Raw genomic sequence first — 15632 nt, 5'->3', positions numbered from 1 at the left:
TGCGCTCGGGGATTCGCACGTCGGCGAAATCGACATGCCACCTACGGTGCCGTTGTAAACCCCTCTGAGGGTTTTGCGTGTGTTTACGTAACTCTTCCGGCCGAGAACCGATCCGCGAGGTACGTCCATTCCGGTGACAGGTTTCACTCCGGTAGTGTTTGGTCGTATGAATACGGGGAGTAACGATCCGGGCGAAGTCGCCATGGCGACGGACAAGGCGGAGGCGATGACGGACGGGGCGCGGGACGAGCGGGGACTCGGCTCGAAGGCGCCGGACTTCATCAAGGCTCGGCGCGCACTGCACCTGAGCTGGCAGGTCGGGGTCTTCGTCATCGGGCTCGCGGTCGTGGCGGCGGGGATCGTCATGCTGCCGCTCCCCGGGCCGGGCTGGGTCGTGATCTTCGCCGGCATGGCGATCTGGGCGACCGAGTTCGTCTGGGCCCAGCTGGTCCTCCGCTGGACCAAGCGCAAGGTCACGGAGGCGGCCCAGCGGGCACTCGACCCCAGGGTGCGCCGCCGGAACATCATCCTGACCTCGGCCGGCCTGGCGGTCGTGGGCGTCCTGGCCGGGATCTACCTGTGGAAGTTCGGCCTGGTGATGCCCTGGAAGATCAAGGACCAGTGATCCGCCACGGGACCCGGCCCGACCGCCGGTCCCCGCTGCCCATGGTCGGTCGCACCCCTGACATGGGGTAATGTTCTTCCTGCACCCGGGCGATTAGCTCAGTGGGAGAGCGCTTCGTTCACACCGAAGAGGTCACTGGTTCGAACCCAGTATCGCCCACCCCCGTAACCACGGCCCACCTGCGAGAGCGCAGGTGGGCCGTGGTCGTGTGCCCTGCGGCCGGGATGCCCCACCGGGCCCCGCCCGAAGAAAATCCTGTCCGAATCATTGACGCACCCTCAGCCCCTCCGTACCTTGTGCCAGCAAGCGCTTACTTGAAACGATTCATGAGCAGGGTGCGAGGCTGCGGGGAGGCCCAACAGTGGTGATCGGCAAGAACTTCGAGAGGCGTACGATCCTGAAGGCGGCCGGGGCGGGGGCGGCCGCCCTCGGGCTGGGGGCGACGGCGGGGTGCGGGGGCGACAGCGGCTCCGGGGACGGGACGGTGACACTCCGTTACGCATGGTGGGGTGGCGAGCCGCGCACCATCGCCATCAAGAAGACGATCGCGCTCTTCGAGAAGAAGTACCCGAAGATCAAGATCAAGCCTGAATTCACCGACTACGAATCGTTCTGGGAGAAGTTCCAGACCCAGGCCTCCGGTGGGAATCCGCCGGACGTTTTCCAGAATGCGGTCGGATTCCTGCGCAAGTACGACAAGCGCGGCGTTCTGATGGATCTCAAGACGCAGGCCGACGCGGGGAATCTGAGCCTGAAGCACTTCCGTAACAGCGTTCTGACGGCCGGTCAGGCCGACGGCAAGCAGCTCGGCGTTCCCGTCGGTGCCAACACCATGGCACTCGTCATCGACCTCAAGGCCTTCAAGAAGGCGGGCGTCGCGGCGAAGTTCGGCTGGACCTGGGACGACTACTTCGACGCGCTCCAGACGATCCAGGACAAGCTGAAGATCGCCGGTGACACCGGCTACTTCGCCATCATGTACCTGTACGACCTGTACCTGCGGCAGAACGGCAAGGCCTTCTTCACCGACAGCGCTCTCGGCTTCACCGAGGACGATCTGACGCAGTGGTGGGAGGACGGCTACAAGCGCGTGAAGTCCGGGCTCGTCGCCGACCCGAAGAAGATCGAGCAGGTCAAGCCCAAGTCCGGCCTCTCCGCGGGGCTCGCCGCGTCCGAGTTCACCTGGGACAACTTCTCCATCCGCTACGAGGGCGAGGGCGACTCCGACTACGGGCTCGCGCCGATCCCCACCACGAACGGCAAGGACACCGGCCAGTACCTCGGCTCGCTGATGCTCAGTGCCTTCGCCGGGACCAAGCACCCCAAGGAAGCCGCCCAGTTCATCGACTTCATGGTCCACGACCCCGAGGTCGGCAAGATCATGGGCTACGACCGCGGCATCCTCGCCACGACCGAGCAGTACGACGCGTTCAAGCCCACTGACGCCCAGAACAAGGGTGTCGCGGCGTACGAGGACGAGGTCGCCAAGGCCGGTGTCCTCGGGAAGATCACGCCGCACCCGTCCGGTGCCGACATCGTCGAGGCGGCGTTCCTGCGGATCGGCGGCGATGTCGCCCAGGGCAAGACCAAGCCGGCCGACGCCGCCAAGACGCTGTTCAGCGAGGCCAAGGCCGCGTTCGCGGGCTGAGGGGACGTACCACCATGACGCTCGTCAAGGAAGCGCCCGCGCGCCCGGCCGGGAAGCGGTCCGCCGCTCCCGCCGCCGGGCGGCGCGGGCGGCGCCGCGAGAACATCGCCGGCTATCTCTTCATGTCGCCGTGGATCGCGGGGTTCCTGCTGCTCACGGCGGGGCCGATGATCGCGTCGCTGTACTACGCGTTCACCAGCTACAACCTGTTCACGCCGCCGAAATGGGTGGGCCTGGACAACTTCACGACGATGTTCCACGACCCGCGCTGGCAGAAGTCGGTGCAGGTCACGCTGAAGTACGTGGTCGTGGCCACCCCGCTGAAGCTGCTGCTCGCGCTCGGCGTGGCGCTGCTGCTCGCGCAGGAGCGGCGCGGTCAGGCCCTGTACCGGGCCGCGTTCTATCTGCCCTCGCTCATCGGCGCCAGCGTCTCCGTGGGCTTCGTGTGGCGGGCGCTGTTCTCGGACGACGCGATCGTGGACCGTACGCAGAAGATCTTCGGTCTCCACGTGGGCGGCTGGATCGGCAACCCGGACTACGTGATCTACGCCCTGGTGGCCCTCAGCATCTGGCAGTTCGGCGCGCCGATGGTCATCTTCCTGGCCGGCCTCAAGCAGGTCCCGCGGGAGTTGTACGAGGCGGCCGAGGTGGACGGGGCCGGTCCCTTCCGGCGGTTCTGGAACATCACGCTGCCGATGATCTCCCCGGTGCTGTTCTTCAACGTGCTGCTGGAGTCCATCCACGCGTTCCAGGTGTTCGGCTCCGCGTACGTGGTCTCCGACACGCGCTGCGGGCCCGCCGACGCCACGCTCGTCTACACCTGTTACCTCTACCAGAAGGGCTTCAAGGAGGCCCAGATGGGCTTCGCCGCCGCGATGGCCTGGACGTTGGTGGTCGCGGTCGCGCTCGTCACGGCGGTCCTGTTCTGGTCGCAGAAGAAGTGGGTGCACTACGAGGAGGCCGCCAAGTGACCACCGCCACCAGTCCTGCTGGGCGCACCACGAACGAGCGGCGGCGCCTCGGGTCGTTCACCTGGCACGTGGGCGCGCTCGTCGTCCTCGCGGTCGTGCTCTACCCCGTGATCTGGGTGCTCGGTGCCTCGTTCAAGCCGAGCAAGGACATCATCGCCAGCCTCGACCTGCTGCCCACCAAGCCGGTCTGGGCGAACTTCTCCGGGCTCGCCGACGGTATCTCCGGCCTCTCCGTCAGCGGCTTCTTCGTGAACTCGCTGATGTACGCGGGCCTCGCCGTGGTCGGTGTGGTGCTGTCCAGCTCGCTGACCGCGTACGCCTTCGCCAAGATCCGGTTCGCCGGGCGGAACCTGCTGTTCACGCTGATGATCGGCACGCTGCTGCTGCCGTACCACGTGCTGCTCATCCCGCAGTACGTGATGTTCCGCAAACTGGAACTCGTCGACACGCTGGTGCCGCTGGTGGCAGGCAAGTTCCTGGCCACGGAGGCGTTCTTCGTCTTCCTGATGGTGCAGTTCATGCGCGGCCTGCCACGCGAGCTGGACGAGGCCGCCAAGCTCGACGGCTGCGGGCACCTGAGGACCTACTGGTCCATCGTGCTGCCGCTGAGCCGCCCCGCCGTCATCACCAGCGCCATTTTCACCTTCATCAACGCGTGGAACGACTTCATGGGGCCGTTGATCTACCTCAACACACCCTCGAAGTACACCGTTTCGCTCGGCCTGATGATGTTCCGCGACCAGGAGGGCATCTCCGACTACGGCAGCATGATCGCGATGTCGCTGGTGGCGCTGGTGCCGGTCATCGTCTTCTTCATGGCCTTCCAGCGGTACCTGATCGACGGCATGGCGACCTCCGGACTGAAGGGCTGAGGGGGCGCCATGGCCGAGGCACGCGTCAAGGCACGCAAGGAGTCCGTGTTCGGTGAGCGGTTCGCGGTCTTCGCCGAGTGTCTGCTGACCGGGGTGTGGATCGCGGTCGCCTCGCTCGGGGTCGTCACCTACCCGGCCGCCTTCGCCGCCGGGGCCCGGCACCTGCGGCGCCGTACCGCCCATCGCGGCGGTGGCTGGCGGGAGTTCACCGTGGACTTCCGGACGGCGTTGCGCGGCGGCTGGGCCGTCGGGCTCGCCGGGTGGGCCGCGGCGGCCCTGGCGTGGGTGGATGTCCAGGCGGTGCGGGCCGGGCTGCCCGGTGGCCCGCTCGTCGGGGCGCTGGGGCTGTTCGCGCTGATCGGCACAACCGTCGCCGGGATGCGCGCGGCGGCCGTCTGGGCTCCGGGCGACACCTGGCGGGCCCTGCTCGCCGCGGCCGGCCGGCGTACGGTCCTCGACCCCACCGGTTCCTTCCTGCTCGTCGGCGGCATCGTCCTCGTCGCCTGTTCCGCCCTGCTCGTCGCACCGCTGGCGGTCCCCGTGCTCGGGGCCGTCGCGGCGGCGGCCGTCGCCGTGGAGGAGCGGTACCGGCGCCGCTGACCGGCGGTGCCCCCGATCAAGGCCGGCGCCCTGGGCGCCGCGCCTCTCTGTCATGCCCCTGACTATCCGCACGCATTCCAGACTTCCCGCACGGAAAGGACAGTCCGACTCTCATGTCTCCCATCCCCCGCAGATCCCTCCTCAAGGCCGCCGCGGCCGCCGGAGCCGCCGCCCAGTTCAGCTGGGCGCTGGGCGCGAACGACGCGCAGGCCGCGCCCGCAGCGGCAGCCGACGGCGCGGACCCGGTGACCCTCGACTGGCTGGAGGACGGCGGCCTCGGGGCCGCACCGGGCTCCACGGTCGGTGTGCCCTGGCCGATGGGTGCCTACCAGGAGGACCAGACCTTCGCGATCACGGACGCCGACGGCAAGGACGTCCCCGTACAGTCCTGGCCGCTCGCCCACTGGCCCGACGGCTCCCTCAAGTGGACCGCGCACGCGGTGAGTTCCGGCTCAGGCAAGCTGACCCTCAAGGCCGGTACGCCCGAGGCCCCCGCCAAGAGGATCACCGTGGACAAGAGCGGCGGCACCATCGACGTGTCGACCGGCGTCATCACCGCGAAGATCGGCAAGAACGGCTCCACGATCGTCAAGTCCGTCACCCGGGGTTCGACGGAGATCGCGAGGAACGGGCGGCTGGTGCTCATCCGCCAGCCCGAGATCGAGGACGAGGACCAGGGCAGCGTCAGGACCGAGCGCTTCGACGGCGCCATCTCGTCGGTCACCGTCGAGCAGGAGGGCCCGGTCCGCGCCGTCGTCCGCATCGACGGCAAGCACCGCAAGGGCGACCGCGGCTGGCTGCCCTTCTCCCTCCGCCTCTACTTCTACGCGGGCGCCGACTCCTTCCGCATGGTGCACACCATCACCTACGACGGCACCCTGGAGCCCGGCAAGGCGAGCGGCGACTTCATCCGCGGCCTCGGCGTCCGCTTCTCCGTGCCCATGCGGGACGCCGCCTACGACCGGCACATCCGCATCGGCGGCGAGGACACCGGCCTGCTGCGCGAGGCCGTCCAGGGCATCACCGGACTGCGCCGCGACCCGGGCGCCGCCGTGCAGGCCGCCCAGTACGAGGGGAAGAAGCTTCCCGACCCCTCCACCTGGGACCAGCGGGTCACCACCCGCCTGAAGTACATCCCGCACTGGGGCGACTACACCCTCTCCCAGCTGTCCGCCGACGGCTTCACCCTGCGCAAGCGCACCAAGAAGGGCTACGGCTGGATCGGCGCCGGCGGTGGCAAGCGGGCCTCCGGCTTCGGCTACGTCGGCGGCGCGAGCGGCGGACTCTCCTTCGGGCTGCGCGACTTCTGGGAGAAGTTCCCCGCCCAGCTCGACATCCGCGACGCCCACACCGACGAGGCCACCGTCACCCTCTGGCTCTGGTCACCCGAGGCCCAGCCCATGGACCTGCGCTTCTACCACGACGGCATGGGCCAGGACACCTACGCCGAACAGCTCGAAGGCCTCAACATCACCTACGAGGACTACGAGCCGAAGTTCGGCACCCCGTACGGCATCGCCCGCACCTCCGAGCTCCTCTTCTGGGCCAACGACTCCACCCCGAGCGCCGACACCCTCGCCGAGCAGGTGAACGCCGTACGCGTGCTGCCGCAGCTGGCCGCCCCGCCCAAGCAGCTCATCAAGGCCAAGGTCTTCGGCCCCGGCCTGTACTCCGAGCCCGACCGCTCCACCGCCGCCAAGGCGAAGATCGAGGACCACCTCGACTTCCTCTTCACCTACTACAAGGACCAGGTGGAGCAGCGCCGCTGGTACGGCTTCTGGGACTACGGCGACTTCATGCACACCTACGACGCCGCGCGGCACGTGTGGCGCTACGACATCGGCGGCTACGCCTGGGACAACTCCGAGCTCTCACCGGACCTGTGGCTCTGGTACGCGTACATCAGAAGCGGGCGCTCCGACCTCTTCCGATTCGCCGAGGCGCTCACCCGGCACACCGGCGAGGTCGACGTCTACCACCTCGGCGAATGGGCGGGCCTCGGCACCCGGCACGGTGTGCAGCACTTCGCCGACAGCGCCAAGCAGCAGCGCATCGCCAACACCACCTACCGCCGCTTCTACTACTTCCTCACCGCGGACGAACGCGTCGGCGACCTCATGCACGCCAACGTCGACTCCGACGAGACCTTCCTCGTCCTCGACCCGCAGCGCAAGGTGCGCACCGACCCCTACACGCCCGACCGGCACGCCCTGTCGATCGGCTTCGGCACCGACTGGAGCGGTCTGGTGTCGGCCTGGCTGACGGAGTGGGAGCGCAAGGGCCCCAAGTGGGAGAAGGCCAAGGCGCGCGTACTGTCCACGATGGAGGGCATCGCCGCCCAGCCCAACGGCTTCGTGCAGGGCAGCGGCCTGTACGACCTCGACACCGGCAAGTTCGCCGTGGCCGGCACACCGGTGGTCTCCGTCTCCCACCTGTCGGCCGTCTTCGGCCTGAACGAACTGTGCGCCGAGCTGATCCACCTGGTCGACATGCCGAAGTTCAAGGAGGTCTACCTCGACTACTGCCGCTACTTCAACGCCACCAAGGCCGAGCAGAAGGCCCGCTACGGCTCCGACTTCGGCTCCCTGCTGCTGTTCCAGGGCCACTCGCGCCTCGACGCGTACGCCGCCGTCCAGACCGGCGACGCGACACTCGCCCAGCGCGCCTGGACGAAGTTCTACGGCTCCGACGGCTACACCGAGTCCTCACCGTGGAAGACGGAGAAGCTGAGCGGCCCCGCCACCCTGGTGCCCGGCAGCGAGGCGAGCTGGGTGTCCAGCAACGACACCGCGCTCTACGGGCTCGCGGCCATCGAGAACCTGGCCCTGCTCGGCGACAGGATGCCGTCCTAGGGTGCGAGGGGGGAGCGCCGTCGCACGGGCGGCGGCGCTCGTTCCCCGAGTGTGGTCCGCGTCACGGTGGGCCGCATGAGTACGCGTACTCAGTTCGGCGCGCCCACCAGGGCAGACTCTGCCCATGGACTGGTCCCACTACCGCTTCCGCAGCCTGTGGCCCCTGCCCGCGCCGCCCTCCGCCGTGTACGAGGCACTGGAGCGGGCCGAGGAATACCCCCGCTGGTGGCCCCAGGTGCGGGCGGTGACCCGGCTCGACGACACCACCGGCGTCATCACCGTCCGCTCCGTCCTGCCGTACGACATGACCTTCACCGCGCGCGAGACGCGCCGCGACCCGGCGTCCGGGATCCTCGAGGTCACCCTTACCGGCGACATCGAGGGCCGGGCGTGCTGGACCGTCACCCCGCACGGCCCCGGATCCCTGGCCCGCTACGACCAGGTCGTCGACGTGCGCAAGCCGCTCCTCAGACGGCTGGCCGTGCCGGGACGGCCGCTCTTCCGCGCCAACCACCGGCTGATGATGCGGGCCGGACGGCGCGGACTGCTGCGGTACCTGGAAGCGGTTTGAAGGAAGCCCGTCCGGGCCTGTATTGTTCAGTGCGTTCCCGGGCGATTAGCTCAGTGGGAGAGCGCTTCGTTCACACCGAAGAGGTCACTGGTTCGAACCCAGTATCGCCCACCGGGAGAGGGCCGGTCCGCAACCGCGGACCGGCCTTCGTCATGCCGCCGTCGGCAGCTCCGGACGCAGCGGCCACGACGGGTCCACCACCTCCAAAGAGCCGCTGCGCACGAACCACGCCTGTAGCCCGCGCGCCTGTGCCGCGTGCCAGCCCACCTGGAGGGCGTGCAGCTCGGTCGGCGTCAGCCGCTCCAGCCGGGCCGCGAAACGGCGCCCCACGGCGCGTACGACCTCCAGCGCCGCCAGTGCGTCCGCCCCCGCGTCGTGCGCGCCGTCCAGCGCCACGCCGTAGTGCGCGCACAGGTCGGTCAGCGTGCGACGGCCCTTGCGGTAGCGGTCCAGGTGCTTGTCCAGCACCCGGGGATCCAGCACCCGCAGTGGCGGCGACGCCTCGAACCAGCGCTCCAGCGAGGACGCGCGATGGCGGCGCAACTCCCGGTCCAGCAGCGTGAGATCGAACGGCGCGTTCATCACCACCAGCGGACGGCCCAGCGACGCGTGCTCCGCCAGCTCCTCGGCTATCTCGTACATCACCGGCGCCGGCCAGCGGCCGTTGCGCTGAAGATGCTCGTCCGTCAGCCCGTGCACCGCCGTCGCCCCCTCGGGCACCGGGACACCCGGGTTCACCATCCAGCGCCGCACCCGGGGCCGGGTGCCCGGCGCGTCCTGGACGACGACGGCGGCCGACACGATCCGGTCGGTCTCGACGTCCACGCCCGTCGTCTCCGTGTCGAAGGCGGCCAGCGGCCCCTCGTACCAGCACGTCATACGACCACAACTCCTCGTTCACCCAGAGCAGCTGACGTACCGTCTTCTGCCTGTTTGGTGATACCCGGGCTGTTTGCGCCGTACGCCGGAAGGACACAACAGGAGTACGGGTCTTTGCAGTTCAGCGGCCCGGAACGGGGAAATCCTTGGCGTGGAAGGCTGTTCGTCATGGCGATAGCGCAGCCCGAGCGGGGCGGGCTGCTGCCCGAACGCACGGGCCCTCTTCGCGGCACACTCGCCACCACCGCCTGCATGGAGACACTGCAGGTCGGTTATCTGCACGCGGTCGCCGCGGCGGCGGGCTGCTCGCTGTCCCAGCCGTTCCCGGACAACGGCATCGACTGGCACGTCAGCCACAGCGCACCCGGGCACACCGTCGACGACGAGGTGACCATCAAGGTCCAGCTGAAGTGCACCTACCAGATCGCCCCCAACCCTCCGGGCCGCTTCTTCTCCTTCACGCTCGACAACGACCACCTGCGCAAACTCGCCCGCACACCCGTCTCGGTGCACAAGATCCTCGTGGTGATGCTCGTGCCGAGGTCCCAGGACGACTGGCTGCGCGCCAGCCACGACCGCCTCGACCTCAGGCACTGCTGCTACTGGATCAACCTCGCCGGCCACCCCGTCACCGGACGGCACCGGACCACCGTGCGGATACCGACCTCACGCATCTTCGACGACCGGGCGCTGTGCGAGATCATGACGCGGGTCGGGACGGGAGGCAGACCGTGACGCACCGCCCCCTCGACGAGCCCCCGCGGCAGCTCAGGCCGCACCCCGACGGCCCCGCCGCCGCCCCCTGGGACCGTCCCCCCGACCCGGCCGACGTCGACCCGGCCGTACTGAGCGCCCTGCTGCGCCGGCACGGCTGGCAGCGGCGCGGCGGAGCCGCCGGACGCTACGGCCGCTGGACCCCGCCGGGCCCGGGCGCGGGCGGCACCAGCCTGCTCGTGCCCGAGAGCCGCGCCTTCCCCGACAGCGACGACCTGCTCGGCGAGGCGCTCCTCGCCCTCACCCGCAGCGGCACGCCCTCCGCCCGCGAGGTGCTCGTCTCCCTCACCGTCCCCAGCGACGAGATCCGCTGGTGGCGGGACACGCCGAGCGGCCCCGTGGGCGCCGCCCCCTGGACCGTCGAGGAGCAGCTGCGCACCGCGGCCCGCCAGACCCTCCTCGCCGCCGCGCTCGCCACGCGCGCGCGTGCCGGCTACCACGGCGCCCGGCACCGCCGGCCGGCCGCCGCGCTGCTGGAGCACGTCCTCGTCGGCCCGGCCGCCTCGGGCCGCCCCCTCACCGCCTTCGTCCCCGTGGGCGCCGCACGCCCCCTCGCCGTACGCCTCCACCAGGCCCTGTACGCCGTCCGTGAGGCGATCGACTACCAGCGGGCCACCGGCGGCATGGACGCCTTCGACGGCGCCGTCGAGGCGGGCGTCAGCCGCGAGCTGACCGACGCCCTCATCGCCCTCGTGCGCGGGACGGAGGGCGCCCGGATCGCCGTCGAGTGGGCGCCGGCCGCCGGAGTTCCCGAGGGCTGCGCGGCCTCGGCGGAACCCGTCGAGTTCTCGCCCGGCGACCTGCCCGCCCTGCGCGAGGCCGGGGCCCGCTATCTGCGCGAGGAACCCGCGGTACCGGTGCGGATCACCGGCACGGTGGTGCGGATGCGCAGGCCGGGACCGCGCGGCGAGGGCACCGTACGGCTGCGGGTGATCGCCGGCGTCGAGGTGCCGCACGTCCGCGTCACCCTGGGTGAGGAGGACTACCGGATCGCCGGCCACGCCCACCTCGTCGGACTCCCGGTGCGGGTGCGGGGACGGCTGGAGAGCCGGGGCGGCTTCCGCAGGCTCACCGGCGCCTGCGAGGTCGTACCGGTACAGGTGGACGACGCCGAGCGGGACCAGCTGCTCAAGTCACTGCACGAGAACCTCGACTTCTTCGGGGAGGCGGGCGGGGCGGAGGACCGAGGGTGACCGTTTCGCGGTCGGCGGCCCGGGGTCGGTACGATCGCAGTCATGCGCGCGCCCCTGGTATGGCGCCGCATCCCACCTTCAGTCAGGAGAGACCGGTGTCAGACGTCCGTGTGATCATCCAACGCGATTCCGAGCGGGAAGAACGCGTGGTGACGACGGGCACTACGGCCGCCGAGCTCTTCGCCGGCGAGCGCTCGATCATCGCCGCGCGTGTCGGGACCGAGCTGCGGGACCTCGCCTACGTGGTCCGGGACGGCGAGACCGTCGAGGGCGTCGAGATCTCCTCCGAGGACGGCCTGAACATCCTGCGCCACTCCACCGCGCACGTCATGGCGCAGGCCGTGCAGGAGCTGTTCCCCGAGGCCAAGCTGGGCATCGGCCCGCCCGTCAAGGACGGCTTCTACTACGACTTCGACGTCGAGAAGCCGTTCACGCCCGAGGATCTCAAGGCCATCGAGAAGAAGATGCAGGAGATCCAGAAGCGCGGGCAGCGCTTCTCCCGCCGTGTCGTCACCGACGACGCCGCCCGCGAGGAGCTGGCGGACGAGCCGTACAAGCTGGAGCTGATCGGCCTGAAGGGCTCCGCCTCCGCCGACGACGGCGCGGACGTCGAGGTCGGCGCCGGCGAGCTGACGATCTACGACAACCTGGACGCCAAGACCGGCGACCTGTGCTGGAAGGACCTCTGCCGCGGTCCCCACCTGCCCACCACCCGGAACATCCCGGCGTTCAAGCTGATGCGCAACGCGGCCGCCTACTGGCGCGGCAGCGAGAAGAACCCCATGCTCCAGCGCATCTACGGCACCGCCTGGCCGTCCAAGGACGAGCTCAAGGCCCACCTCGACTTCCTCGCCGAGGCCGAGAAGCGCGACCACCGCAAGCTCGGCAGCGAGCTCGACCTCTTCTCGGTCCCCGAGCAGATCGGCTCCGGCCTCGCCGTCTTCCACCCCAAGGGCGGCATCGTCCGCCGCGTGATGGAGGACTACTCGCGCCGCCGTCACGAGGAGGAGGGCTACGAGTTCGTCTACACCCCGCACGCGACGAAGGGGAAGCTCTTCGAGACGTCCGGGCACCTGGACTGGTACGCCGACGGCATGTACCCGCCCATGCAGCTCGACGAGGGCGTGGACTACTACCTCAAGCCCATGAACTGCCCGATGCACAACCTGATCTTCGACGCGCGCGGCCGCTCCTACCGCGAACTGCCGCTGCGCCTCTTCGAGTTCGGCACCGTGTACCGGTACGAGAAGTCGGGCGTCGTGCACGGCCTCACCCGCGCCCGGGGCTTCACGCAGGACGACGCGCACATCTACTGCACCCGTGAGCAGATGTCCGACGAGCTCGACAAGACGCTCACCTTCGTCCTCGGCCTGCTGCGCGACTACGGCCTGACCGACTTCTACCTCGAACTGTCCACCAAGGACCCGGAGAAGTTCGTCGGCTCCGACGAGGTCTGGGAGGAGGCCACGGAGACCCTCCGCCAGGTCGCCGAGAAGCAGGGCCTGCCCCTGGTCCCGGACCCGGGTGGCGCCGCCTTCTACGGTCCGAAGATCTCCGTCCAGACCAAGGACGCCATCGGCCGCACCTGGCAGATGTCGACGATCCAGCTCGACTTCAACCTGCCGGAGCGCTTCGACCTGGAGTACACGGGCCCCGACGGCTCCAAGCAGCGCCCGGTCATGATCCACCGCGCGCTGTTCGGCTCCATCGAGCGATTCTTCGCGGTGCTCCTGGAGCACTACGCGGGCGCCTTCCCGGCGTGGCTCGCCCCGGTCCAGGCGGTCGGCATCCCGATCGGGGACGCGCACGTCGAGTACCTGGAGAAGTTCGCCGCCGAGGCCAAGAAGAAGGGGCTGCGGGTCGAGGTGGACTCCTCCTCCGACCGTATGCAGAAGAAGATCAGGACGGCCCAGAAGCAGAAGGTGCCGTTCATGATCATCGTCGGTGACGAGGACATGAACGCGGGCACGGTGTCGTTCCGCTACCGTGACGGCTCGCAGGAGAACGGCATCCCGAGTGACCAGGCGCTGGCGAAGCTCGTTGACGTGGTCGAGCGTCGCGTGCAGGTGTGATCGCTCCCCGCCGACGCGGGGGTGTTCCGATTCGCAGCGCGCAGATGCACAAGGTGTCCTGCTGCCCGCTCATGCGGGGTTTTGAAGGCCCCCGGGTTTCCCGGGGGCCTTGTCCTGCTCCCCGGCGGGACGCCATATGCTGCGTTGCATGACGAGTGAGCCGGAGCAGCAGATCGGAGTGGGGACGCAGGACGCGTTCCAGCGCCTGTGGACGCCCCACCGGATGGCCTACATCCAGGGCGAGAACAAGCCGAGCGGCCCGGGCGCCGGCGACGGCTGCCCCTTCTGCTCGATCCCGGCCAAGTCCGACGAGGACGGGCTGGTCGTCCGGCGCGGTGAGCACGTGTACGCGGTGCTCAACCTCTACCCGTACAACGGCGGTCACCTGATGACCGTGCCCTACCGGCACGTCGCGGACTACACCGAACTCACCGGTCCGGAGACCGCCGAACTGGCCGAGCTGACCAAGCAGGCGATGACGGCCCTGCGCACCGCCTCCGGCGCGCACGGGTTCAACATCGGCATGAACCAGGGCACCGTGGCGGGCGCCGGTATCGCCGCCCACCTCCACCAGCACATCGTGCCCCGCTGGGGCGGCGACACGAACTTCATGCCGGTGGTCGGCCACACGCGCGTGCTGCCGCAGCTGCTGGCCGACACCCGCAAGATGCTGGCGGAGGCCTGGCCGACGGTGTGAATGGCTGAGGGGGATCAGCCCGTCCGGCGCTTGAGGACGAGGCCGTTCAGGCCGAAGCGGGGGCCTGGGGGCGGCAGCCCCCGGAAGCCGTCACTCCCACCCACCCGCACCCGTAGGCCGCCGAACCGCCGGAGGCCTACGCCTCGTAGAGATCGGCCTTCTTGGGGGTCGGGTCCTGCACCTGTCCGCTGAGGAACGCCGACCGCGCGCCGAACTTCTCCACGTCCACGCCGTTCTCCCGCAGCACCTTGATCGCCGACGAGTGCACCACCCGCAGCACCGGCGTGGCGGCGCGCAGCGCGTCGTCGGCCATGAACCGGTGCCGCCACGGCTTGTCCGCCCAGACGTGCCGGAGTCCGAACGGCTCGGGCAGCGCGAGCGTGCCGCCGAGCCAGTTCAGCAGCGGCGGGTACCAGGTCAGCGGTGCCCGCGCGGCCAGTCGTACCACCTCGTCGGCGTCGACCAGCGGCAGCTTGATCGTGCGGGACTCCCAGGGCTTGAAGGACTTGGCGACCGATTTCGTCGGCGCCTCGGGCTTCGAGGTGAACAGCGAGTGCACCGGTCCCAGCGCGTGCCCGGTCACCTCGATGCGCAGCGTCTCGTGCAGCACGGTCACGGTGATCAGCATGGTGATGATCAACTGCCCGTCCCACAGCGTCCACTGCACCCCGAGGTAGTGCCGGTCGCCGCTGCCGAACTGCTGCTTGTTGCAGATGTCCTGTATGGCGTGCGACTTGACCTGGTACGCCTCGACGTCGGTGCCCTCCGGCCGGGAGACCGCCTTGGCGTTCTCCCCGGTCGGCGTCACGATCCAGTGCCGGATCGAGGGCTTGGGGAAGCCGCCGGTGTTCAGGGGGCCGCGCTCCAGCATGCGCAGCTGGTCGTGGATCGCGCGGATGACGTCCCAGCTGCGGAAGGGGTGGATCTCCCGGGCGGCATCGGCCGGGACCAGGTCCTCGGCGAGCTGCCAGGCACCCCAGCGGGTGCCCATGCCGAGTATGCCCTTGGGCCCGGCGTAGAAGACGGAGTTGGACTGCTGCTCGGCGCTGAGCTTGGCCAGGGACTGGCGCAGCTGCTCGGCGGCGGTCTGGGCGGGGCTGCTGGGCACCGACTCGGGGATCTTGGCGCCGACGCTGCTGCCGGCGAGCAGACCGTCCCAGCGCCCGCGCAGGTCGTGCGCGGTGCGTTCGCAGATGCGCTTGGCCCAGAACCAGCCCAGCACCGGAGCGACCACGGCCGCGCGCGCGTACCAGGCCCAGAACCCGTGGAACGGCATGCGCACCAGGAACAGCGCGGCGAGCGCGCCGAAGGCGACGAGCAGGGTGGTGCCGAGGGCGCCGGCCCGCCTGTTGGTGAGTTTGGCGATGGTGGAGCGGATCTGGAAGACGAGCAGCCACACCAGGAGCCCGGGCAGGAAGATCAGGCCGCACACCACCATGACGGCGGACAGCCGGTTGTCGCGGTCCCGGCGGATGGCGTTGGCCGCGAGGCAGTGCTCGACGACGACCTGGGGCTCGGTCCCGAAGGACTGGATGAGCGCGCCTCGGCCTGGGGCGAGCATGCGGTCGACCACGGCCCGCGAGAAGGCCTCGCCCAGATTCGGCCTGAACAGGGAGAACCTGCCGTCGTTGACGGTCGACTCGTGCCATTCGTTGTTGGCCTTGAGGATCTCCGTGACGCCGCTGTCCCGGTAGGCCGCCGAGGCCAGGGCGAAGGTCGCCGCCTGGCTCTCGTCCCCCGAGATGGGCACCTGCGGCCCGTCCCATTCCGTTCCCACCGACATTCCCGCCCCCGATCGCCGCGGCCCCGCTCCTGCGGCCTTCCCGACTTCCTTGCTCCGCACACCTCTTGATCAGGACACCTGGTGATCAGGCGCAT

At 69.6% G+C, this 15632-nt stretch carries 13 protein-coding genes and 2 tRNA genes; 13 read left to right on the top strand and 2 right to left on the bottom strand.

Annotation, left to right across the window (positions count from 1 at the left end; all coding sequences use genetic code 11):
* The first annotated feature begins 166 nt into the window (after positions 1–166).
* The 9 genes from ACFY01_RS18925 (at position 167) to ACFY01_RS18885 (ending at position 8250) form a co-directional block, all read left to right on the top strand.
* Positions 167–625: a TIGR02611 family protein gene (locus ACFY01_RS18925; RefSeq protein WP_390736853.1), complete on the top strand. Its 459-nt coding sequence runs from the start codon at positions 167–169 to the stop codon at positions 623–625.
* 87 nt (positions 626–712) lie between these two features.
* Positions 713–784: transfer RNA gene (locus ACFY01_RS18920), tRNA-Val, on the top strand.
* A gap of 202 nt (positions 785–986) precedes the next feature.
* A complete protein-coding gene (locus ACFY01_RS18915) occupies positions 987–2273 on the top strand; it encodes an extracellular solute-binding protein (RefSeq protein WP_390736852.1) in 1287 nt (428 codons plus the stop codon).
* A 14-nt stretch (positions 2274–2287) separates the two neighbouring features.
* Complete coding sequence (locus ACFY01_RS18910; RefSeq protein ID WP_390736851.1) at positions 2288–3244, top strand: carbohydrate ABC transporter permease; 957 nt, start codon at positions 2288–2290, stop codon at positions 3242–3244.
* Positions 3241–4116, top strand: a complete 876-nt coding sequence (locus ACFY01_RS18905) for a carbohydrate ABC transporter permease (protein WP_390736850.1) — start codon at positions 3241–3243, stop codon at positions 4114–4116. Before ACFY01_RS18910 ends, ACFY01_RS18905 begins: the two co-directional genes overlap by 4 nt.
* Positions 4117–4125: 9 nt before the next feature.
* Entirely contained in the window at positions 4126–4716 is a 591-nt protein-coding gene (locus ACFY01_RS18900) for a hypothetical protein (protein WP_390736849.1), read from the top strand.
* Between the two features lie 113 nt (positions 4717–4829).
* Positions 4830–7568, top strand: coding sequence for a Tat pathway signal sequence domain protein (locus tag ACFY01_RS18895; protein WP_390736848.1), 2739 nt, complete (start codon positions 4830–4832; stop codon positions 7566–7568).
* Between the two features lie 124 nt (positions 7569–7692).
* The gene (locus ACFY01_RS18890; protein ID WP_390736847.1) at positions 7693–8139 is read left to right on the top strand and encodes an SRPBCC family protein; all 447 of its coding nucleotides are present in this window, start codon (positions 7693–7695) and stop codon (positions 8137–8139) included.
* 39 nt (positions 8140–8178) lie between these two features.
* A tRNA-Val gene (locus tag ACFY01_RS18885) sits at positions 8179–8250 on the top strand.
* 39 nt (positions 8251–8289) lie between these two features.
* Here the strand turns inward: ACFY01_RS18885 and ACFY01_RS18880 are convergent.
* Positions 8290–9018, bottom strand: coding sequence for a 3'-5' exonuclease (locus tag ACFY01_RS18880; protein WP_390736846.1), 729 nt, complete (start codon positions 9016–9018; stop codon positions 8290–8292).
* A gap of 168 nt (positions 9019–9186) precedes the next feature.
* On the opposite strand from ACFY01_RS18880, the gene ACFY01_RS18875 reads away from it, so the two are divergent.
* From ACFY01_RS18875 to ACFY01_RS18860, 4 genes are all read left to right on the top strand, one after another.
* Positions 9187–9753, top strand: coding sequence for a DUF4365 domain-containing protein (locus ACFY01_RS18875; RefSeq protein ID WP_390736845.1), 567 nt, complete (start codon positions 9187–9189; stop codon positions 9751–9753).
* Positions 9750–10985, top strand: coding sequence for a hypothetical protein (locus ACFY01_RS18870; protein WP_390736844.1), 1236 nt, complete (start codon positions 9750–9752; stop codon positions 10983–10985). Before ACFY01_RS18875 ends, ACFY01_RS18870 begins: the two co-directional genes overlap by 4 nt.
* Before the next feature lie 95 nt (positions 10986–11080).
* Positions 11081–13057, top strand: a complete 1977-nt coding sequence (gene thrS, locus ACFY01_RS18865) for a threonine--tRNA ligase (protein WP_390736843.1) — start codon at positions 11081–11083, stop codon at positions 13055–13057.
* Positions 13058–13193: 136 nt separating this feature from the next.
* Positions 13194–13754: an HIT family protein gene (locus ACFY01_RS18860; RefSeq protein ID WP_390736842.1), complete on the top strand. Its 561-nt coding sequence runs from the start codon at positions 13194–13196 to the stop codon at positions 13752–13754.
* A gap of 136 nt (positions 13755–13890) precedes the next feature.
* On the opposite strand, the gene ACFY01_RS18855 is transcribed toward ACFY01_RS18860, so the two are convergent.
* Positions 13891–15537 carry a hypothetical protein gene (locus ACFY01_RS18855; RefSeq protein WP_390736841.1) on the bottom strand — a complete coding sequence of 549 codons (1647 nt, stop codon included), beginning with the start codon at positions 15535–15537 and terminating at the stop codon, positions 13891–13893.
* Positions 15538–15632: the final 95 nt, after the last annotated feature.

The organism is Streptomyces sp. NPDC001480 (genome assembly GCF_042894725.1).
Taxonomy (GTDB): domain Bacteria; phylum Actinomycetota; class Actinomycetes; order Streptomycetales; family Streptomycetaceae; genus Streptomyces.
This window is presented reverse-complemented; position numbering and strand designations above follow the sequence as displayed.

Excerpts from the sequence above, each read along its gene's own strand:
- ACFY01_RS18890 (WP_390736847.1), top strand. The coding sequence starts at position 7,693 with ATGGACTGGTCCCACTACCGCTTCCGCAGCCTGTGGCCCCTGCCCGCG.
- ACFY01_RS18895 (WP_390736848.1), top strand. The coding sequence starts at position 4,830 with ATGTCTCCCATCCCCCGCAGATCCCTCCTCAAGGCCGCCGCGGCCGCC.
- ACFY01_RS18855 (WP_390736841.1), bottom strand. The coding sequence starts at position 15,537 with ATGTCGGTGGGAACGGAATGGGACGGGCCGCAGGTGCCCATCTCGGGG.
- ACFY01_RS18875 (WP_390736845.1), top strand. The coding sequence starts at position 9,187 with ATGGCGATAGCGCAGCCCGAGCGGGGCGGGCTGCTGCCCGAACGCACG.
- ACFY01_RS18910 (WP_390736851.1), top strand. The coding sequence starts at position 2,288 with ATGACGCTCGTCAAGGAAGCGCCCGCGCGCCCGGCCGGGAAGCGGTCC.
- ACFY01_RS18860 (WP_390736842.1), top strand. The coding sequence starts at position 13,194 with ATGCTGCGTTGCATGACGAGTGAGCCGGAGCAGCAGATCGGAGTGGGG.
- ACFY01_RS18900 (WP_390736849.1), top strand. The coding sequence starts at position 4,126 with ATGGCCGAGGCACGCGTCAAGGCACGCAAGGAGTCCGTGTTCGGTGAG.
- ACFY01_RS18880 (WP_390736846.1), bottom strand. The coding sequence starts at position 9,018 with ATGACGTGCTGGTACGAGGGGCCGCTGGCCGCCTTCGACACGGAGACG.
- ACFY01_RS18925 (WP_390736853.1), top strand. The coding sequence starts at position 167 with ATGAATACGGGGAGTAACGATCCGGGCGAAGTCGCCATGGCGACGGAC.